The following is a 21,359-nucleotide window of genomic DNA, read 5'->3' on the forward strand; positions in this document are numbered from 1 at the left end:
AGCGTGAATTGGGAGTGTCTTAGACCGACCGGCAAATGGATCACTTGAGGCGTCGGGTGGTGGGGCGGCCGTCCCAGCGATAGCGGCTCGTCGAGCGTCGGATGAGCATGCGGAGCGTGACGAAAGCGGCGGCGAGGTAGAGGTAGAAGTCCACGGCGCTGCCGTCCTTCTCGGTGCAGCGCCGCAGCTTGCCGTAGCCGTTCATCCACGAGTGTGAACGCTCGACCACCCACCGCTTGCCGGCCTGGATCGGTGCGGGCACGCCCTTGCGGGCGATCTCGCCGGTGAAGCCGAACTCGTCGAGCAAGGCACGGGTCCTGGCGCTGTCGTAGCCGCGGTCGAGATTGATGTTCACTTGCTCTGGGAGCGCTCCTACCTGGGCTTTCGTTGCTTCGAGGGTGGGGCCGAGGAGCGGTGAGTCGTGCCGGTTGGCGCCTGCGGAGACGATCCCGAGAGGGACCCCGGCCGCGTCGGAGGCCACCGATCGCTTCAGCCCCTGCTTGCCCCGGTCGACCGGGGAGCGTCCGGCTTTCTCGCCACCCGAGGGAGCTTTCGTGATGCAGCCGTCCACGGAGATCTCGGCCAGTCCGAGGCCGATCATCCGGTCGTACGCCTGGAGCGCCAGGGCGTGGACCTGCTCTGATATGCCCATCTGTGACCAGAGTTTGACGCGGCGTCGGATGGTGCGGTCCGAGCAGCCCTGACTGGCGATCCGCTCGTATCCGGTGCCGTGGACCAGGGCCCGCACGATGTGCTCGAAGACGATCCGGTCCGGGACCCGGCGACGGTGACAGCCCAGCGGGTGGGTCGGCGCATAGTCATCGCGCGCGGGCAGCAGGGCGGCGAACTGGTCCCACAGGGGTTCGAGCAGGCAAGATGGCACAGCAGGCACGGGCCCTCCGGTGATCACTGAGCGTAGAGAACTCCATGATCACTCAGGCCCGTGCCTGTCTCGTGCCCAGAGCGACCAGCCACCGGCAGGCATCACCAATTGCCGGTCGGTCTTAGAGCGTTGTGGCCAATCGGATTACGTTCGAGGGGTAGCCAGGGCGGTTCGGACGCTCGTGCGGTGCGGGTAGCGGGCATGAAAGAACGGGCCCCTCGGTAGGGACACGGTTGAGTCGACCAAGCCCTCCGAGGAGACCCGTTGCCCACCCAGTGGACCACTGCCGTGCCCGAGACGTCCAACTCCGTCACCCTGGAATGCGACTGCTACGTCCACCAGTTCGGGGCGATCGCTCCAAGGCGGCGGGACTCGTACTACGAGACCGACATGAGTGACGCGGAATGGGCTCTGGTCCGGGCGTCGATGCCGATGCCGGCCTGGATGGAGTCCAGAGGCGGCCGGCCGGAGGAGTATTGCCACCGCGACATGATCGATGCGGTGCGCTATGTGGTCGACAATGGCGGGAAGTGGAAGGCCGTGCCACGGGATTATCCCTGGTGGCGGGCGGTGTACGACTTCTTCCGCCGGTGGCGTGCGCACGGCTACGTCCGGGAGCTGTACCAACGGCTGTGCCGCGCCGACCGGTTGGCGCGGGGCCGGAGTGCGGAGCCGACGGCCGGGATCATCGACGCGCAGTCCGTCGACGGAGCGGACACCGTCGTCACGTCACGCGGCTTCGACGGGAACAAGAAACGCGACGGCCGCAAGCGCTCGATCCTGACCGACACGTGCGGTGACCTGCTGGAAGTCATCGTGACCCCGGCCGATGTGCACGACTCCAAGCCCGCGCCCGCGCTCCTGGACCGCTATATGGACGAGCCCGGGCGGCTGCTGAAACTCATCTGGGCCGACAGCGCCTACCAGGGGCAGCCCCTGGCCGATGCCTTTGCCCGGCACGGGGTGAGGGTCGAGGTCGTTCAACGCCCGGACGGGACACACGGCTTCACCGTCCTGGCCCGCCGCTGGGTGGTGGAACGCACCCTGGGTCAGCTCTCACGGGCCCGGCGTCTCAACCGTGACCACGAGCGCCGCCCGGACCATCACGAGCAGATGGTCTGGTGGGCCGGCCTGATCACGCTCACCCGCCGGATCGCCGGCGAGCGCCGGCACTGGCCCGATCGCCGGCCGGGCCGCCGGCCGGGCCCGCAGCTGGCCTGAACAGGCCCTTCTCCCGCTCCAGCCAGCCCTTTGCATGCAGGGCATAGGCGCGGTGGCGCACCCGCTCCACCGCGAGTTTTTCCCGTCCCTGCCCCAGGGTGTCTGCGATCGTGGCCACGTCCACCAGGCCGCCGGCGGCCACGACCGTCTCGAAGATCTGCCGGTACATGCCGCACAACGCCTGCCGGTCCAGGCCCGCGTGCCACTGCGACGGCCGCTCGTCGTAGCCTTCACGCGCCCGGCGCGAGGGCACCTCGGTCTCGCTGTCCGTCGCCTGAGGCCCGTCGCCAACCGCTCCGGCATCGGCGGCCGCCTGCGACGCTTGCGCACCTGCCGCGGCAAGCTCGTCCATCAGCTCCTCCCGCCCGATCCGGGCGAACTCCCACCGCTGACGGGCCTCCACCGCCTGTTCCTCGGCCTCACGCAACCGCTCCTCCGCCCCGTCCAGGACTTCACGAGCCCGCGCTTCACGCCGCTCCATCATTGCGATCACCGACGGCATCGACCACCTCCACGACGAGAAATCCAGACGTCACGGTGCTGCCCGGCCTCACCGACGAGAACACGTCGATCATGAAAGAACCGCAGCTCTTCGAGCTGCGGTTCGGTTGGCCACAACGCTCTTAGTGCATCGGTGCAGGTGGGACGCCATGCTGGTGGCGGTTTTGGGTGGGTAGGCTCCTGGGGTGCATGAGGGGATTCGCCCCGATCTGATGATGCGCCAGATGATCTCGGGACATGGCAACGGGGCTCCCGGTAGGACAGAAGATCGACCAAGATCCGACTGTCTGCAAGGGAGCCCCGTTGGGCGCTCAGTCTGCCATCGATGCTGCTTCAATCGTCATGTCGACGCCCCGGCCGACGTCTCCTCGAAGACCGCGAAGGAGGGTGGAGCCGCAGTTCGGCGACCGGATCCGGCTCGGCGTACTCACCGGGGAGATCACCCCCGAAGTGGTCGACGAGGTACTGGAGTTGACCGGAAGGGCCGAGCGCCGCCGCAGGCTCCTGCCGGCCCGCGCGGTGGTCTACTTCGTCCTGGCTCTGTGCTTGTTCAGCAGCTCCGACAGCACTGGGCCGCCGGGTTACCGGGTGGTCCGGCGGACCCTGACCGAGAAACTGCGGCACCTGCCGGGCGGCCTCGTCCAGCGCCTGCCCACCAGTTCGGCCCTCACCAGAGCCCGCCAGCGCCTGGGCGACAAGCCGTTCCAGGCGCTCTTCGAACGCCGGTGCGGCGCTCAGGCGACACCCACGACCCCGGGAGCGTTCGCCTTCGGCCTGCGGCTGGTTGCCTGGGACGGCACCGCGCTGGACGTGCCGGACACCCCCGAGAACGCTGCCGCGTTCGGATTCACCGGCCGCGACGGCACGAACAAGAGCGGAAACCCGCAGGTCAGACTGATGGCCCTGATCGAGTGCGGCACCCACGCCATCATCGACGCAGCCTTCGACTCGATCGCTAGATTCAGCGAGCACAAGCTCGCCCGCCGCCTGCTCGCCTCCCTGCGGCCCGGCATGCTGCTGCTGGCCGACCGCAACTTCGCCGGCCATGAACTGTGGGGCCTGGTCGAGGCGACCGGCTGCCACCTCGCCTGGCGGATCAAGAAGAACCTCGTCCTGCCACCCCTGTGGGTTCTGCCCGACGGCTCGTACGTGTCCGTCATGCCCACCCCCGCCGAGGGCCAGCGTCTGGGCAATGCCCGCTTCCACGGCCGCACCCCGGCAAGGCTGCCCCATGGACACCTCGTGCGCATCATCGACTACACCGTGACCGTCCGGTCCCAGGACGAGTCGGCCCAGGTGGAGAAGTTCCGGCTGGCGACCAGCCTGCTCGACCACCGGCAGGCGCCCGCACGGCAGTTGTCCCAGCTCTACCACCAACGCTGGGGTGCGACACGAAGTCGCACGAGACTGAGTGAACTACCTGATCGGAGGATCGACTTGATGTCGACAGCGTAGTTCCGGGCCAGTGCTCAAGGCCCGTCCCCACTTCGACATGCGTCGCCGGTAACGGCGGGGTGTGGAGCTCGAAGGACAAGCCCAAGGGCCCCCGTGCCATCCGGGGGCCACAGGCAAGGGGAAGACCGGACGGGTGAACACAAGTGAACCCCTGATGATGCTTCGTGATCGTGGGCCCCGCCGATGGATTGCTCCAGCGGGGTGCAGGACTGGTCGCTGAGAAGCGGCAGGCGCCGGCTGAAGACCCAACGTCAGCCGGGAGAGCATCGCCGTCCCGGAGTTTAGGGGGCACCCACCCCGGTCGTATCTCACTCGTGTGGAACGTGGAAACCCCGCTGGGGTCCGGACGCGCAAGCGTCCGGTCAGCCGACCGTAAGGAAGGCCCAACTCCCCAGCGGGCACAGGATGACCCAAGAAGCCAACGCCGGTCGCCGAAAGGCAGCGGGAAACCGGGGCAGATGACCAGCGCCTCCGCTGGCCGTCCCGCATAACCGGCCGGATACGGGCTCTGCCCGGACCCGCAAGGGTGCTGACGTGGGTCAGGTGGGCCTGTGAGGACCCGATGGCCACCAACGCTGAAACCGAAGGGCAAGTTGGACACCGTGGCGACAACATCTCCCGTGGCGGACACCGTCCAGGACGACAGTGCCGTCACGGGGAACGGACCTGAGGACGACTTCACCGACTGGCAGTCGATCGACTGGCAGGGCGCGGAGAACGAAGTACGGCGGCTGAGGCAGCGGATCTTCACGGCATCGCAGGCAGGGGACCTCAAGAGGGTCCGCAATCTCCAGAAACTGATGCTCCGCTCCCGCTCCAACACGCTGGTGAGCGTGCGGCGGGTGACGGACATCAACGCTGGCCGCAAGACGGCGGGGATCGACGGTCGGGTTGTCCTGCTGCCCCAGGGGAAGGCCGAACTGGCCGACTGGATGCAGCACCGGGCAGCGCCGTGGAGGCCCTTGCCCGTCAGGCGGGTCTATATCCCCAAGGCCAATGGTCGTCAGCGCGGCCTCGGAATTCCCGTGATCATCGACCGGTGTCTTCAAGCCGTGACGCTGAACGCGCTGGAACCCGAGTGGGAGGCACGGTTCGAGCCGAGATCCTATGGATTTCGTCCGGGCCGTGGCTGCCACGACGCGATCGGAGCGATCTTCCTGGCCGCCAAGGGCAAGAGCCCGAAGCGCCAGTGGATCCTTGACGCAGACCTGGCAGCGGCGTTCGACCGCATCAACCACGACCGCCTCATGGCCTCCATCGGCCAGTTCCCCGCACGGGGTCTGATCGAGCAGTGGCTCAAGGCAGGAGTGATCGACCGCGGCGTCTTCGCCCCGACTGAGGAGGGGGTTCCGCAAGGCGGGATCATCTCCCCGGCGCTGATGAACGTGGCCTTGCACGGGATGGAAGAGGCTGCCGGAGTCCGCTACCGGCTCACAGGCCCACGGGCCGGTGAACTGGCAGTCGGCTCGCCGACTCTGATCAGGTACGCCGACGACCTGGTGGTTCTTTGCCACAGCCGTGACGAGGCCCAGCAGGTCAAGGAGCGGCTCGCCCGGTGGCTCAAGCCCCGAGGTCTGGCCTTCAACGAGGACAAGACGCGCATCACGCACCTCAATGAGGGCTGTGACTTTCTGGGCTTCACCGTCCGCCGCTATCACGGCATGCTGCTGATCAAGCCGAGCAAGGCATCCGTGCGACGGATCCGGGCACGGCTCACCGCCGAGGTGCTGGCCCTTCGGGGGCAGAACGCGGCGGCGGTGATCGCCAAGCTCAACCCGATCATCCGGGGCTGGGCTGCCTACTTTCGGGGAGCGGTCTCCAGCGAGGTGTTCGCCTCGCTGGACAACCATGTGTGGAGGCTGGTCTACAAGTGGGCCCGCCACACACACCCGAACAAGCCGAACGGCTGGGTGACCTCCCGGTACTTCGGCCGGTTCAACGAGTCCCGGCAGGACCGGTGGGTGTTCGGTGACCGCGAGAGCGGCCGCTACCTCACCAAATTCGCCTGGACCAGGATCGTCAGACATCAACTCGTCGTCAAAGGGGCGTCCGTGGACGACCCGGCGCTGACCGAGTACTGGGCCTCGCGGCGACGCAGGAACAAGCCCCCGCTCAGCCCGCGCCTGCTGAGTCTGCTCCAAGGACAGCACGGCCGGTGCCCGCTTTGCGGAACGCTTCTCCTGCACGCCGACCAGCAGCCGCAGAACCCCCAGGAATGGGAGCAGTGGCTGCGGGCGATCCGGACGGCGGTACGCGCGAACCCGCTCACCGCCGAAGCGGACGGAAGCCAGTCCGACGATCCCGTCACCTTCCGACTCACCCACGTTCACTGCCATCGCTGGCGCGGCGGCAGTGAACCACTGCGACCAGCCATTCTGGCTGCCCGTGGGCCTTCAGGGCCTGCTTGAGCCGGATGCGGTTAACGCCGCCCGTCCGGTTCTGAGGGGGGTGCGGCGCAGCAATGCGCCGCACCTACCCGACAGATCGAGAACGGCTTCGCCGAACTCAAAAACCGGCTGCGAGGCGCCGGCTTCATCCTGCGCTCCAAGACCCCCGAGCTCATCTGCCAGGAGATCTACGCACTCCTCACCGTCTACCAGGCACTATGCGCGCTCAAAGTCCACGCAGCCGAACAAGGCGAGGTCGATCCCGACCGGATCTCCTTCACCACGACGGTGCAGCTCGCCCGGCTCACGACCGCCGGACAGACCGCAGCGAACCCGCAGGTCCTGTGCGCCGCCCGACTCGAAGTCGTCCAGGAGCTGCTGAACGACCTCCTGCCCTCACGCCGCGACCGCCGCTGCCAACGACTGAAGAAACCACCGAGGAACACCTTCGAAGCCAAACGCCGGGACGAGCCCCACCCTCCCAGCCACGTCAGCTACTCACTCAAAGTCACAGGGAACCCAGGACACCTATCCTCACCTGCAAAAACACCCTAAATCACCGGCATTGCTCTGGCCAGCAAGAATGAGGATTGTCGAGGTCCTTGTTCCTGCCACCGCCGGAGGCACTTCCCAGGTGAGCAAGCGTATCGGGTTGTACCCGTGTGTCCGCGTCGAGGGCGGCGGCCGCGGGGTGGTCTCGCAGGCCGGGGCCGTGCTGCTCGTCGAGACGGTCCGCAAGGTGGGTCTGGACACCGCGATATCGGCGGCGATGGCGCCGTGGCGCAAGTCGCGGGCGGTGCACGATCCGGGGAAGATCCTGCTGGATGTCGCGCTCGCGACGGCTCTGGGCGGGGACTGCCTCGCCGATGTCGCCATGCTGCGGGCCGAGCCCGACGTGTTCGGCCCGGTGGCATCAGACCCCACGGTCTCCCGGCTCATCGACGTCCTCGCCGCAGCCGGGCCGAAGGCGCTCACCGCGATCCGCACGGCGCGAGCCGAAGTGCGCACGCGGGTGTGGGAGTTGGCCGGTGAAGACAGTCCGGCCGCCGGTGGCAGCGTGACCGTGGACATCGACGGCGTGCTCGTCCTCGCCCGCTCCGAGAAGCAGGACGCCACCGCGACCTGGAAGAAGACCTTCGGCCACCATCCGCTCGTCGCGTTCGTCGACCACGGCCAGACAGGGTCCGGGGAACCGGTGGCCGCCCTGCTGCGGCCCGGCAACGCGGGCTCCAACACCGCCACCGACCACATCACCACCCAACTCCAGCCTGTCCACCCGGACCTGGCTCGAGGACCATCCCCGCATCCACCACGCCTTCATCCCCGTCGGCGCGTGCTGGCTCAACCTGCAGGGAGGCTGGTGGCGCATCTTCCGCAAAGCTGCCCTCGCCGGCCAGTCATTCGCCAACCCCGATGACATCGCCCAGGCCACGGCCCTCGCAACCGACCAGCTCAACTCCCGTGCCGGTCCCTGGATCTGGGGCAGAACCACACCATCAACCCGTTCCCTACGACGCCGATATGTGTATCTCCTTTGAGGAATCCAGCACTAGCAGCCGAAAACGCCCACGCCGGACTCCGTGGCGCGGGCTGCGGACGGGGCGAGGCCGAAGTAGTAGCCGGAGGCCCTGTTGTTGAGGCTGCCCATGTTCACCGAAGTGTGGGCACGCACGATGACGGAAGGGTCTGTACGCTCACCGGTGTAATTGATGATCATGGAAGAGACATCAAGTGACTGACACCGTGACCGAGTTCGTGGCCGCCGCTGACCAGGCGGATCCGTCGCCGGAGGCCGCGACGGTCGAGCAGAAACTGATCGACCAGCTCGTCGAGCAGGCCCGCAGCAAGGGGCTGCAGCTGACCGGCGAGGGCGGGCTGCTGCAGCAGCTGACCAAGGCGGTTCTGGAGTCGGCCCTGGAGGGCGAGATCACCGACCATCTCGGCTATGACAAGCACGACCCGGCGGGCAAGGACGGCGGCAACTCCCGTAACGGCACCCGGTCCAAGACGGTGCTGACGGACATCGGGCCGGTCGAGATCGACGTGCCTCGCGACCGGGAGGGCTCCTTCGAGCCGGCCATCGTCAAGAAGCGGCAGCGCCGGCTGACCGGCGTGGACGAGATGGTGCTCTCGCTGTCCGCGAAGGGGCTTACGCACGGGGAGATCTCCGCGCACCTGGCCGAGGTCTACGGCGCGGACGTCTCCAAGACGACCATCAGCACGATCACCGACAAGGTGATGGATGGCATGGCGGAATGGCAGAACCGGCCGCTCGACCGCGTCTACCCGGTCGTCTTCATTGACGCTATCAACGTCAAGATTCGCGATGGCCAAGTAGCGAACAGGCCGATCTACGTGGCCCTGGCGGTCACCGCCGAGGGACACCGCGACATCCTCGGCCTGTGGGCCGGCGACGGCGGCGAAGGCGCGAAACACTGGCTCCGAGTGCTCTCCGAGCTCAAGAACAGGGGCGTCGAAGACGTCCTCATGCTGGTCTGCGACGGGTTGAAGGGCCTGCCCGACGCAGTTGGCGAGGTCTGGCCGCGAACTGTGGTGCAAACGTGCGTGGTTCACCTGCTGCGGGCGTCATTTCGATACGCGGCCCGACAGGACTGGGACAAGATCGCCAAGGCGCTCAAGCCCGTCTACACCGCGCCGACCGAGGACGCGGCCACGACGCGGTTCCTGGAATTCGCCGAGACCTGGGGCAAGAAGTACCCGGCGATCGTCCGCCTCTGGGAGTCCAGCTGGCCCGAGTTCACGCCTTTCCTTCAGTTTGATGCAGAAATACGCCGCATCGTGTGCACGACCAACAGTATTGAGAGCGTCAACGCCCGCATCCGCAAGGCCGTCCGCGCCCGCGGGCACTTCCCCACGGAGCAGGCCGCCCTCAAATGTGTCTACATGGCCGTCATGAGCCTCGACCCGACCGGCGCCGGCCGTAAACGCTGGACCATGCGCTGGAAGGGCGCTATGAACGCCTTCGACCTGGCCTTCGACGGCCGTCTCACCGCAGGCCAACTCTAGCCACACCAAACCCAGTTACACCGCTTGCTTTACAGACCCTGACGGAATCCGAGGTTGTGCAGAGCCTGTCAACGAAGATGAGGGCGCGGTTCGTGTTGTTCGTCACGGAGGAGACGTTGTTGTCGAATCCGGCCGGCATGGGATACCCAGACTGCACCATGTACAGGGTTGTGGAGGATCCGGTGAGGTTGGCATCGGTGTAGACGCACGCCTGCCCCTGGGGGCACGTCGCCGCGGAGGCCGGTGTGGCCGTTGCCACCGCGCCTCCTGCGAGCAGGACTGAGGCAATACCCGCCGTCAGCGCACGTTCCTTGATCTTGAACATCGTTCGATGTCTCCTTCTGGCTCGTTACGTGCCGGGCCGGTGTGTGCCTGGCTTCCGCAGGCGCCGCGACCTGCCGGCTCTGAAGACAACTACGGCAGGCAGACTGTGGTGAGTTCACTCCGGTCCGGAGTCGCCACGCAGACGCACCGATCCGAGCCGGACGACCGTATCGCCGCCTCCCCCGCGGCGAGGAGGGCCGGCGTGTCGCCGGGATCAAGCGGAAGCACCCAGGTCCACACGGGGTGAGTAGGGTCGGGGACTGGCGCGGTGCCTTCCGCTCCGTTTCCAGTCCCCGCCGCTTCAAGTGAAGTAGGCCGCCGACGAGGTGCCCGTGGTTCGGGTCCTTTTCCGACGGCCCCTTCCCGAACGGGACGGGCCAGTTTCCCGGCATCCCGCTCTCCAGTGATCACTTCCGTGGTGGCGCGGTGCCCCGCCCGGCATGGATGTCCTCGTGGCAGCGACGGCAGATCACCAGGGTCTTGCGCCGTCGTTTGGCCATGAGGTGCACCCAGTCGGGCTTGTCCCGACGTCCGGGCCGGTTGAGATCGGCGAGCTTGCGGACGTGATGGACCTCAAGATTCGTCCGGGCTTCGCAGATCTCGCAGCACTCGGCGATGAGCCGGTGGATCAGCTCGTTTCGCTTCGCACTGGCCATGACCGGCCGCCTGTCGGTGAGGACGGCCTTGCGCTGTCGTTTGAGCGGTATCCCGCCGAAGCGGGCTACCAGCGGTTTCCTCTCCCGGTCGCGTGGAACGGTGACGGTCAGACAGGTTCGCGGTCCCTCAGGTGTCTCGACGGTGCTCTTGTACTTCCGAGCCATCTTCGTGACCGTCGACCGGTGCTTCCCTGCCAGCGTCTTCAGTAGCGAGGTCTCCATGACCCACTGGAGCCTGCCCAGGCGGAACACATCCTGGGCAAGAAGGTGAGGTTCCCCCGGTGTGCGGGAGGTGCTGATCAGCTGGTCAGGGCGGGTTGACGGGGTTTCAGGTTCGTTCGTTCGGCCGTTGCCTGGTCGGCGTAGTGCTTCTCCTCGAACTCGACCGGACTGAGGTAGCCGAGCCGCTTCTGGATGCGCCGGGAGTTATAGAAGCCGTCGATGTACTCGAAGAGCGCGAGATTCGCCTCGGCCCGGGTGGCGAAGACGCGGCCGCGGATGCACTCCGTCTTGATGATCATCCACAGGTTCTCCGCGAGAGCGTTGTCGTAACTGTCCCCGACCGAGCCCATGGATGCTTCAACTCCCGCTCGTAGTAGTCGAGTTGTGAGCTTCACGGATGTGTATTGACAGCCGTGATCGGCATGGTGGACCAGCTTGCCCGGTTCGACCTCCCGGCTCGCGAGGGCGTACTCGAGGGTGGTCAGGACCAGGTCGGCGTCCGCGCGGGCGGAGGTTTCCCAGGCGACCACCCGGCGGGAGAACGCGTCCCGGATCGCGGACAGCCACAAGGGCCCCTCACCGGTGGTGATCATGGTGAGGTCGGTGACCCACAGCCGGTTCGGCGCGGATGCGGTGAAGTCCCGCTCGACCAGGTCCGGGGCGAGTGTGGCCTTGGGATCGCGGCGTGTGAAGCCGCTTCGGCGGGGGCTGATGCCCGCGATGTCGGCCTCGCGCATCAGGCGCTCGACCCGTTTGCGGCCCACGCGGACGCCCTCGCGCTTGAGCACGGCGTGCACGCGCGGCGAGCCGTAGATCCCGCCCGAGTCGGCGTGGATCTCCTTGATCTGCCCGGTGAGTTCCACGTCCCGGCGCCGGCGTTCGCACGGCTCGCGCTCGGCACGACGCCAGCGGTAGTACGTCGAGGAGGCGATGGAGAGTTCCCGGAGTACGCACTCGACCCCCAGGTGCGGGTGCTCGTCAACGAGCGCCGTCACCTGGGCCGGGTCGGGTCGAGCTGCGCCGCGAAAAACGCCGAGGCCGTCCGCAGGACCTCGTTTGCCCGCTTGAGCTGGATGTTCTCCTTGCGCAGCGCGGCAAGTTCGGCGCGTTCATCGGTGGTCAGCCGATCATCCCGCTCGTCGGCGTCCGCCTCGGCCTGGCGGATCCAGCCGCGCAGCGCCTCCGGATGCACGCCGAGGTCGACGGCGAGCTTCTTGATTTGGGGCTTCGGTTCGGCGGTGCGGTACATCCGCACCGCACGCTCACGCAACTCCAGCGAGTACTTCCTGGGGGCAGCCATGGTCGATGTTCCTCTCATGAGTCCCATCTGACCCTCTGTCAACACACTCCGCATCTCGGGGGAACCTCAAGGTAGTACTGGACCAAACCCCGGTACTCGGCCTGGTACTTCGCGACGATCGTGAAGTCCTCGTCGTGAAGCAGCATGCCGCGTTGCGCCGGTTGCCCGTTGCTCATGTAGAGCGCGCACTTCTGCCTGATCACCTGCCGTGGCACGAACAGGCCGATCGCTCCATTGACCGCCCGACGGTTCCGGGTGATCTTCGTGTCGGAGTGCTGGGCCCGGATCTCATAGCCGAGGAAGTGCGCCGCCTGGCTGGTGGCGTGCGTGATCACGGTCTTGGACTCGGAAAGTTCCAGCCTGAGCTCGTCACGCAGGAACGCACCGATCTTCGACTTGATCTCCTCGGCTTCGTGCTTGAGGCCGGCGAACCCCAGAAGCCAGTCGTCGGCATAGCGGACATATCTCAGCCGGCGGTAGTCCGGATCGTTCGGGTCCTGGCTCGGCAGGGTGCGACGCTGGAGCCCAAGCGCCCGCACCGCCTCCCGGTCGCCACGCCGTCTGGCTCTCGCGATCGCGAACTCGACCGTCCTGTATGCCCGGTTGGGCCGCCGACGCAGACCCCGGTTGTACTCAGGCAGCAGAGACTGTTCGACGAACTGGTCCAGCCGGTCAAGGTAGATGTTCGAGAGGATCGGGGAGGCAACTCCGCCCTGCGGGGCGCCGCTGAGCGTGTCGTGCCACCTCCAGTCCTCCAGGTAACCGGCCTTGAGCATGTGGCTGATCAGCCGCAGGAACCGGCCATCGTGGATCTTCTCCGCCAGCGTCGACAGCATGACCTCGTGATCGAGGCTGCCGAAGCAGTCGGAGATGTCCCCCTCGATGAACCAGTGCGTCCCCTTCCAAAGGTCCACCACCTCGCTCAGTGCGGTGTGGCAGCCCCGTTGGGGGCGGAAACCGTGAGACCGGTCGGAGAACTGGACGTCGTAGTACGCCTCAAGCAGCAGACGCACCACCTCGGCGACCAGCTTGTCCGACCAGGTCGGCAGGCCCAGCGGGCGCTTCTTCGTCGATCCCTTCTTCTCGATGTAGACCCGCTTGACCGGAGACCACCGGTAGCGCTCGGCGCGCAAGGCGTCGATGATGCTGCCGATCTTCTCCAGCGACATGCCGTCCGCGGTCTCCCCGGTGACCCCGGGCGTCATCGCACCCGCGTTGGCGTAGATGCGCCCGTAAGCCACCAAATACAGCTGAGGGTTGAACAGTTGCCGGTACAGCCTCTCGACCGGCAGTCCTCTCTCACCGCGCTTTCGGATGACGTCCAGCACCGCTTTGGCGCTCTGCATTACGCATGCCTCCCTTCGCTGGACATCTCGGTCACCTGTGCCCCTTTGCCCTGTGAACGGCTTTCCCGTCCTCCCTGGCAGGTCGTCACTCCTGCGACTACTACGGGCACTCCGTCGCCGTAGGGCTCGCGCCCCGTAGGCGATCCCGTGGTACGTCTTCGTTGTACGTATCGAGCACGACGTAGGCCGCCCACTCATCTCCTTGACCGCTCTCGCTGGGCGATGCTCCACGTCACGGAGGTTGTCCGGTCTCACGGTTCATGCCCGGACATGACGTGGCGTCGGTTTCAGGTGTCGTTCCGACGGGTGCGCACTCTCACCGCTGGAGATTGGGCTTCAAGCAATCCAGCGCAGGGTAGGCCGCGCGGCGAGGTATCTGGAGTTCAGACCCTTTTCCACGCGACCCCCCACCGAACCGGACGTGCCCCGTTAAAGGCATCCGGCTCTCCAGTGACTACTCCGTGGGTTTCGCGACTTGCGAGTCAGTATGGATATCGTCGTGACAGTTCTGGCAGACCACAAGGGACTTGCGGCGCCGCTTCGCCATGATTGATGCCCACGCCGGCCTGTCCGGCTGACCGAGCTTGTCGAGATCCGAGAGTTTTCGGATGTGGTGAACTTGAACCTTCCCCGACCGCTCACAGATCTCGCACCTCCCCGCAAGGAGTCTGGTGACCAATTCCTTGGGACCAACTGCTCGATCTGGTTTACGGTCTTCGAGGACCGCTGTCTTCTGCCACCGAAGTGGTATGCCACCGTACCGTGCTACCAGTGGTTTCCTGCCACCACTGCGTTCAACGGTCGCTTCGAAGCACGTGCGCAACCCGTATGGAGTTTCGACCTTGGCCTTATACTTGGCCGCCGTCTTCGATACGGTCGAGCGGTGCTTGCCCGCAAGCGTCTTTAGCAGCGATGTCTCCATGACCCAGTTCAGCCGATTCAGCCGATAGACGTCACTGGCCAACAGGTAGTACTGTGCCAACCCGCGATATTCGGCCCCGAAGATAGAGACGATGGTGTAATCGTCCATGTTCATCAAAGGGGTCCTGCGTGCGGGTTTCCCGCGTTTCATATAGGAGGCACATTTAGCCTTGATCACCGCGACTGGCACCCGCAACTTGACGGTCGCGTTGCTTGACCGTTGGCCATTGCTGATCGCCTTGTCGTTCTGCTGAACGGTGATCTCGTAACCGAGGAATCTTGCCGCGCCGGTTCTGGCGTGAGTGATCAATGTTTTCTCCTCGGACAGCTCCAGTTTGAGTTCGTCACGCAGGAACTGCCCGAGGCGTTGCTTGATCTCCTCGGCTTCGGCTTTCGGTCCGGTGAAACCGAGCAAGGTGTCGTCGGCGTACCGCACATAGCGCAACCGCCGGTAGCGAGGATCGTTGAGATCCTTGCTCGGCATACTGCGTAGCTCTTTACGTAGCGATCGCGCCTCGGCACGGTCACCACGCACCCGAGCTAGCGTGAGTGCTTTCTGAACCTTACGATAGGCGGGATTCTTAACTCGTTCCGCCCCTCGGTCATATTCGGGTATCAGAACCTTTTCGACAAAGTTGTCCAACCGGTGCAGATAAATGTTGGAGAGCGTGGGAGAGAGAACACCGCCTTGTGGTGCCCCGGAGAGCGTGGCGTTCCATACCCAGTCCTCCAAGTATCCGGCCTGAAGCATGTTGCGCAATAGCCGCAGAAACCGGCGATCGTGGACTTTCTCAGATAACGTCGAGAGCATGACCTCATGGTCAAGCGACCCGAAGCAGTCGGAGATATCGCCCTCAATCAGCCAGGTCGTACCCGTCCAGGTATTAGCCACCTCGCGCAGCGCGGTGTGGCAGCCCCGACGGGCACGGAACCCATGGGACCGATCGGAAAACTGGGGGTCATAATATGCCTCCAATAGGAGACGCATCACCTCTCCAACCAGCTTATCCGTCCAGCCAGGCAATCCGAGGGGTCTGAGTTTCCCGTTTTTCTTCGGGATCATGACTCTCTTGACCGGACTGAATCGATAGCGCTCGTGGCGCATCGCATCGATAATGCGCTCGATCTTGTCCAGCGACATGCCGTCCACGGTATCTGCCGAGACTCCAGGCGTCATCGCTCCCTTGTTGGAGTAGATACGCCCGTAAGCCATGAGATACAGCTGCGGATTGAACATCTGTCGGTACAGTTCATTACATGGCAGGCCGTGCCTGCCGCGTTCACGGAGGACACCCAGCACTGTTTCGGCGCTCTGCAATTTCGCATACCTCCCAGGTCTTCGAGTGTCCGATCACCTGACCCCCTTCGCCCTCATTCCGGCTTTCCCGGACTTCATGACCGGTCGTTACTCCGGCGACTACTATGGGGTCTCCGTCACCATAGGATTCGCATCCCTTAGGTGATCCCGCGTTCATCTCTGTCGTACGTACTAACGCAACTTAGGTGCCCCACTCATCTCCTTGAATGCCCTCACTGGGCATCGCTCCACGTTCCGGAGGTTGCAACGGCCGCGAAAGAAATGCCGATGCAGGACGTGGCGCCGGTTCCAGACGTCTTTCCGGCGGATGGATATTTGCATCTCCTGGAGATTGGGATTCAGGCAGTCTAGCTTTCACCGTATTGCGTGAATCGCTCGGCGCACTGCTCCTAACGTCTGGACACAGTCGCCGATTTCCTGGCATGCTCTTGTCCCTCTCACCCTTTCAGGCTGAGGTAAGCCATTCGATTCAAGAACGTTCCTCCGAGTCCTTCCCGGCTGAGCCGGGGATACAACAGAGCGCCTCGCGGCGCAACTTGGCCATATCGTGCGGGTCTCGCGGCACCCCGTCCCGGACACCTCCGGACGGCCACCGCTTCCCTGACATGCTCTTGTCCCCTCGCGCTTTCGCGTCCAGGTAAGTCAGGCGACCCAAGAACCTCCCTCCGAGTTCCTCCCGACTGCGTCGGGGATACAACGAAGCGCCTCACGGCGCACACCGTGCATGCAGTTCTCCCGCACACGGCTTTCCGACATCATTCACCGGCTGGCATGCGCCGTCGCTCTGTGCACGTTTCCGGTAAGACGGTAGACACCGAGCCGGGTGATCCACCCATAAGTAAAACGGGTGGTCCAGTTCCTGCCCGCAAGCCCGTGTTTCGCGCTGGCGAAGATCGCCAGCCGCTCGTGGACATAGCCGTCAACCACGTTGAACTTCCGTCCGGAGTTACCGTTACGGAAGTACGCAGCCCAACCCCGCAGGACCGGGTTGAGATCGGCTACTGAGGTGTCCCCCGGAGTGTGGACACGGGGGTTCATGCTGCGAGTGTGAGTTTACGTGCTCTCTGCTGTTGTTGTTCGAATTCGACTGGCGAGAGGTAGTTGAGGGCGCTGTGGCGCCTGCGGGCGTTGTAGTAGGTGAGCCACTGGAAGATCTCCAGCCTCGCCTGAGGCATCGTGGAGAACAGCCTCTGGTACATCGTCTCCCTCTTGAGTCCCTGCCAGAACGACTCGGCGAGGGCGTTGTCGTAGCTCGAGCCGACCCGGCCCATGCTCCTGTGGATCCCGAAACCGTTGCAGACCTGCGCGAACGCGGCCGACGTGTACTGCGAGCCCCTGTCCGCATGGAAGATCACCCCGCCCACGTGGCCGCCGCGGGTCGCCACGGCCATCTCCAGGGCGTCGATGACCAGTTCCGTGCGCATGTGCGTGGCCATCGACCAGCCGAGCACCCGGCGTGAACAGATGTCGATGACGCAGGCGAGATACAGCCACGTCCCGCCGACCTGGACGTATGTGATGTCGCCGCACCACTTCTCGTTCAACTGTCTGGCGGAGAAGTTGCGTTGGACGAGATCCGGGGCCGGTGGTGCAAGCCGGTCGGGGACCGTGGTGCGCTTGCGGCGCCGCAGGTGCCGGCCCTCGATACCGTGCCGGCGCATCAGGCGCTCGACGCGCTTGCGGTTGATGGTGTGCCCGAAGCCACGCAGCTCGGCATGGATGCGCCGGACTCCGTAGGTGCCCTTGTGCTCGGTATGGATCTCCCGGATCTCCACGAGCAGGGCGTCGTCGGCGGCCTGCCGCTCTCGACGGACCTTCGCACCGGCGAGCCACCGGTAGTAGCCCGAGCGCGAGACCTGCAGGACCCGGCATATCCGCTGAACGCCGAAGACTTCCGCGTGGGCGGAGACGAAGTCCCAGCGGTGGGTCTTCACTTCATCTCCTTCGCGAAATAGGCGGCTGCCCGGCGCAGGATCTCCCGCTCGAGTTCCCATTCCTTCTCTGCCTTGCGGAGCCGGCCGTTTTCCGCGCGCAGCCGGGCCAGTTCCTCGTTCCGGCTCTCCGCGCTCTGCTCGCCGCTGCTGTGATCACGGCCCGCGTGCTCGTCGGCCTGGCGCACCCAGCTCCGCAGGGTCTCGCCGGTCACCCCGACATCCGCCGCGACCGCCGCGTACGTGCGCTTCCCGCCCGCCGCGCGGTACAGCGCGACGGCATCGTTCCTGAACTCCACCGGATACGGAGACCTACGTCCCACCAGGACACCTTCCCTCGGATCTGCAAGATCCATTGTCAGAGTGTCCACACCACAGGGGTCGCCTCACCCGACCGGGCCACCGCCCGCGCCGACATCTTCGAATTCGTCGAGACCTTCTACAACAGACGCCGTCTGCGCAAGCACATCCACTGGGGCTACCTCACGCCCCACGAAACACGCCTGCGCTACCGGCAAGACCAAGCCCTCGCGGCGTAACGACAACGTGCCCAAGATCACGGGGAAACTTCAGTAACGGGCCCGGGAGCCCGGCACCCATCGAGCCGGGCCTCGCTCGCCGCCTCCACCTCCATCATGGGAGGGCCCGCCCATGATGGAGGTGGAGCACCGGAGGAGGAGAAGGATGGACGACCAGCTGACGTTCAGCGTGCTGGGCCCCGTCAGCGCGTGGCGCGGGACGGAGGAGGCCGAACTCGGCACACCCCAGCAGCGGACCGTGCTCGCCGTGCTGCTCCTCGCCGAGGGCGCCCAGGTGAGCACGGCCGAACTCGTTGACATCCTGTGGGGTGCCAGGCCCCCCGCGTCCGCCCTCAGCATCCTGCGGACGTACGTCCACCGGCTGCGCAAGGCCCTCGACGTTCGCGGCGACTCCACTGGCTCTGTGATCCACTCCGTGGGAGACGGTTATCAACTGAACCGTGAAGCGGGCGAGTTGGACCTTCGCACTTTCCGCGATCGGATCGCTGGGGCCGAACGGACGCGGCAGTCGGGCGACGCGAATGGCACGCTACGGCAGTTGGACGACGCGCTCCGGCTGTGGCGGGGAACCGCACTGTACGGAATCCGGGGCGAGTACGCGCGGATCCAGCGCCGACGCATCGAGGAGCTGCGGCTGACCGCGGAAGCCGCCCGTATCGCGGCCCGGCTCGAACTCGCGCCCGCCGTCGAGACAGTGTCCGACCTCCACGGCCTGATCCGGGAGAACCCCCTGGACGAGCGGTTCAGGGAGCTGATGATGCTCGCCCTTTACCGTTCGGGCCAGCAGGCCGCGGCACTCGACAGCTACCGTGAGGTGCAGGCGTTGCTCGCGGAGGAACTGGGCGTCGACCCCGGTCCGGCCCTGCAGACGATGTATCAGCGGGTCCTGCGAGCTGACCCCGGCCTCCTGCCCGTACCGGACCGTCGCGCTGCCCAGCTGGATCGGGCCGACCCAGCACCGAAGGCGCACCCGGCCGCCACGCCGGCGTTCGTTCGCCCCGCGCAACTGCCCGCTGGTCTGCCAGTGTTCGTCGGCAGGGAGGTCCAACTGGCGGAAGTCCAGAAGCTGTCCGGCGGCGGCACGGCGGTGGTGAGCGCCGTCGCCGGGATGGCGGGCGTCGGCAAGACGGCGTTCGCGGTGCACTGGGCCCGGCAGGTGGCCGACCGCTTCCCCGACGGCCAGCTCTATCTGAATCTGCGTGGCTTCGACCCCGCCGCCGCACCCGTCACACCGGAACACGCGCTGCGCACACTCGCGGAGGGCTTGGGCTTCGACGGGCGGGCGCTGCCCCAGGACGTCGACGCCCTCGCGGCCCGCTACCGCACCCTCCTCGCCGGCAAACGCATGCTCGTGCTGCTGGACAACGCGCGTGACGCCGCGCAGGTGAGACCTCTCCTGCCGGGCGCTCCGGGCTGCCTGACCATCGTCACCAGCCGTGACCGGCTGGCCGGCCTCGTCGCCGTCGACGGCGCCTTCCCCGTCCACCTCGACGTGCTCTCCGTAGCCGAGGCCCGGAGGCTGCTGGCCCGGCGCCTGGGATCCGCGAGGGTGGACGCCGAACCCGAGGCGGTCGACACGATCATCAGCCTGTGCGCCCGACTGCCGCTGGCCCTCGCCGTAACCGCCGCCCGCGCAGCTATGCGGGCCGCTTTCCCCCTGTCCGCGATAGCCGACGAACTGCGGGAACAGGCGGTCGGTCTGGACGCGTTCGACGACGGAGACGCCACGACCGACGTCCGGGCAGTGTTCTCCTGGTCCTACGACGCGCTCACCCCCGGCGCGGCCCGGCTCTTCCGGCTGCTGGCCCTGCACCCCGGGCCCGACATCGCCCTGCCCGCCGCCGCCGGCCTCGCCGGACTCGGCCTCCCGCGCACGCGGCGGCTGATCTCGGAGCTCCTTGAGTCCCACCTTGTGGCCGAAACCGCACTCGGCCGGTACGCCTCCCACGATTTGCTCCGCGCCTACGCCACCGAACTCGCCGAATCCCTCGAACCGCCCGCGGAACTGCACGCCGCCCGGCAGCGGATGTTCGACCACTACCTGCACGGCGCGTACCAAGCCTTTGCACTGCTCAACCTCGTGCGACCGCTCATCGACCTGGAGCCCCCGGCCGAGGGCGCTCATGCCGAGGAGTTCGGCGCCGACGTGGATCGGGCCAGGGCATGGGTCGGCACCGAGTGGCACGTACTGACCACTGTCGTCGGGACCGCCGCCGCCCATCACTTCGACCGCCACACATGGCAGCTCGCCTGGGCCACGTCTTATCACGTCTACATACGCGGCCGCTGGAGGGATCTGCGGGCCCTGCGTGTCGCCGGCCTGGCCGCGGCGCGCCGACTCGGTGACCCGGCGGCCGAGGCCGACGCGCTGCAGGGTCTCGCTGGTGCCCTAGGTGGCCTGGGCCGCTTTGAGGAGGCACGCACCTACGTCGAACAGGCCATCGACCTGCTGGGCCGGGCGGACGACCAGAAGAGTCTTGCCGACTGCCACAACACCCTGGTCTGGGTGGCGGACCGGCAAGGCGACCTGGAAACGGCCCTCGCCGCCTCACACTCCGCCCTCCGGCTCTGCCGGGCCGAGGAACGCCGGCGGCCGGGCGACGTACGGGCCAGGGCGGGCGTCGCCTCCGCGCTCAACGCGGTCGGCTGGATGCTGTCGAGGGGCGGCCGTGATCACGAGGGTCTCGAACACTGCCGACAGGCGCTGCGCATATGGACGGAACTCGGCCACGACGTCTTCGCGGCGAACACCTGGGACAGCATCGGGTACGCCCATCACCACCTCGGCGAGTACGACCAGGCCGTGGCCGCCTTCCGTGACGCCCTGTATCTGTTCCGCAGGCAGCACGACAATCCGTGGTCCATCGCCAACACCCTAAACCGGCTGGCCGAGGCATGCTGGAGCGCGGGCCGCCGGGACGCAGCCAGGGACGCCTGGACCGAGGCGCTGGAGATCTTCGAGCGCCTCGGCCACAAGGACGCCGAGGTGATCCGTGCCCGCCTGACGGACCTCGACGGGTCCGGTAGCCGCGGCAGACCCGTGCGGGAGGACAAGTCACCATCTGCGGACGAGGAGTTGGGCAACTCCGCCTGAGCGACCTGACTCCCGAGGTCCGCGAACTCCCCGGCCTCCGGACTCGGAGCGGTCCGCCACCGGGGCACCCGCGGCTCCGCACCAGACGAAAATGTCACGGTCGTGTATCGGCGAAGAGTTAGCCTCGCGCTTTCGCGAGTGGGCCTGTCCGGGTCTTGATCAAATAAGTGGAGAGTGCTGCTGACCTGCAACGATGGGACTTGTCGAGGGTCCTGTCAGCTGCAAGGAAAGAAG

The 21,359-nt window shown here is 66.2% G+C and carries 15 protein-coding genes and 2 pseudogenes; 6 read left to right on the forward strand and 11 right to left on the reverse strand.

The window, feature by feature from the left end; all coding sequences use genetic code 11:
• Positions 1-40 precede the first annotated feature (40 nt).
• Complete coding sequence (locus OG568_RS60700) at positions 41-892, reverse strand: IS5 family transposase (RefSeq protein ID WP_329538479.1); 852 nt, start codon at positions 890-892, stop codon at positions 41-43.
• A gap of 255 nt (positions 893-1,147) precedes the next feature.
• Between OG568_RS60700 and OG568_RS60705 the strand changes: the two genes are divergently transcribed.
• The gene (locus tag OG568_RS60705) at positions 1,148-2,104 is read left to right on the forward strand and encodes an IS5 family transposase (protein ID WP_329538491.1); all 957 of its coding nucleotides are present in this window, start codon (positions 1,148-1,150) and stop codon (positions 2,102-2,104) included.
• Here the strand turns inward: OG568_RS60705 and OG568_RS60710 are convergent.
• The gene (locus OG568_RS60710) at positions 2,025-2,606 is read right to left on the reverse strand and encodes a hypothetical protein (protein ID WP_329538492.1); all 582 of its coding nucleotides are present in this window, start codon (positions 2,604-2,606) and stop codon (positions 2,025-2,027) included. The two genes, OG568_RS60705 and OG568_RS60710, sit on opposite strands and share 80 nt — an antisense overlap.
• A 386-nt stretch (positions 2,607-2,992) precedes the next feature.
• Between OG568_RS60710 and OG568_RS60715 the strand changes: the two genes are divergently transcribed.
• From OG568_RS60715 to OG568_RS60725, 3 genes and pseudogenes are all read left to right on the forward strand, one after another.
• On the forward strand, positions 2,993-4,060 hold the full coding sequence (locus OG568_RS60715; RefSeq protein WP_329538493.1) for an IS4 family transposase: 1,068 nt from the start codon (positions 2,993-2,995) through the stop codon (positions 4,058-4,060).
• 602 nt (positions 4,061-4,662) lie between these two features.
• On the forward strand, positions 4,663-6,468 hold the full coding sequence (gene ltrA / locus OG568_RS60720) for a group II intron reverse transcriptase/maturase (protein WP_329538494.1): 1,806 nt from the start codon (positions 4,663-4,665) through the stop codon (positions 6,466-6,468).
• A gap of 613 nt (positions 6,469-7,081) precedes the next feature.
• Positions 7,082-7,705 (forward strand): annotated as a pseudogene (locus OG568_RS60725) (transposase); the annotation flags it as partial.
• Positions 7,706-7,996: 291 nt separating this feature from the next.
• Here OG568_RS60725 and OG568_RS60735 read toward each other — a convergent pair.
• The gene (locus tag OG568_RS60735; RefSeq protein ID WP_329538495.1) at positions 7,997-8,164 is read right to left on the reverse strand and encodes a hypothetical protein; all 168 of its coding nucleotides are present in this window, start codon (positions 8,162-8,164) and stop codon (positions 7,997-7,999) included.
• A gap of 38 nt (positions 8,165-8,202) precedes the next feature.
• On the opposite strand from OG568_RS60735, the gene OG568_RS60740 reads away from it, so the two are divergent.
• Positions 8,203-9,474, forward strand: a complete 1,272-nt coding sequence (locus OG568_RS60740) for an IS256 family transposase (protein WP_413254821.1) — start codon at positions 8,203-8,205, stop codon at positions 9,472-9,474.
• Here OG568_RS60740 and OG568_RS60745 read toward each other — a convergent pair.
• From OG568_RS60745 to OG568_RS60780, 8 genes and pseudogenes are all read right to left on the reverse strand, one after another.
• Entirely contained in the window at positions 9,455-9,799 is a 345-nt protein-coding gene (locus OG568_RS60745; RefSeq protein ID WP_329538496.1) for a peptidase inhibitor family I36 protein, read from the reverse strand. The two genes, OG568_RS60740 and OG568_RS60745, sit on opposite strands and share 20 nt — an antisense overlap.
• Positions 9,800-10,205: 406 nt before the next feature.
• Positions 10,206-10,706, reverse strand: a complete 501-nt coding sequence (locus tag OG568_RS60750) for an HNH endonuclease (protein WP_329538497.1) — start codon at positions 10,704-10,706, stop codon at positions 10,206-10,208.
• Between the two features lie 47 nt (positions 10,707-10,753).
• Positions 10,754-11,671, reverse strand: coding sequence for an IS3 family transposase (locus OG568_RS60755; protein WP_060898472.1), 918 nt, complete (start codon positions 11,669-11,671; stop codon positions 10,754-10,756).
• Complete coding sequence (locus OG568_RS60760) at positions 11,668-11,976, reverse strand: transposase (protein WP_329538365.1); 309 nt, start codon at positions 11,974-11,976, stop codon at positions 11,668-11,670. Before OG568_RS60760 ends, OG568_RS60755 begins: the two co-directional genes overlap by 4 nt.
• Before the next feature lie 68 nt (positions 11,977-12,044).
• Positions 12,045-13,322: pseudogene (locus tag OG568_RS60765) on the reverse strand (reverse transcriptase/maturase family protein); the annotation flags it as partial.
• Positions 13,323-13,776: 454 nt separating this feature from the next.
• Positions 13,777-15,561, reverse strand: a complete 1,785-nt coding sequence (locus tag OG568_RS60770; protein ID WP_329536215.1) for a reverse transcriptase/maturase family protein — start codon at positions 15,559-15,561, stop codon at positions 13,777-13,779.
• 759 nt (positions 15,562-16,320) lie between these two features.
• On the reverse strand, positions 16,321-16,599 hold the full coding sequence (locus tag OG568_RS60775) for a group II intron maturase-specific domain-containing protein (protein WP_329538498.1): 279 nt from the start codon (positions 16,597-16,599) through the stop codon (positions 16,321-16,323).
• A protein-coding gene (locus OG568_RS60780) for an IS3 family transposase (RefSeq protein ID WP_329530430.1) occupies positions 16,596-17,815 on the reverse strand; the annotation gives its coding sequence in 2 pieces (ribosomal slippage) (positions 16,596-17,560 and positions 17,560-17,815; 1,221 coding nt in all). Before OG568_RS60780 ends, OG568_RS60775 begins: the two co-directional genes overlap by 4 nt.
• Before the next feature lie 361 nt (positions 17,816-18,176).
• On the opposite strand from OG568_RS60780, the gene OG568_RS60785 reads away from it, so the two are divergent.
• Complete coding sequence (locus OG568_RS60785) at positions 18,177-21,125, forward strand: AfsR/SARP family transcriptional regulator (protein WP_329538499.1); 2,949 nt, start codon at positions 18,177-18,179, stop codon at positions 21,123-21,125.
• Positions 21,126-21,359: the final 234 nt, after the last annotated feature.

It is taken from the genome of Streptomyces sp. NBC_01450, from assembly GCF_036227505.1.
Classification (GTDB): Bacteria; Actinomycetota; Actinomycetes; order Streptomycetales; family Streptomycetaceae; genus Streptomyces.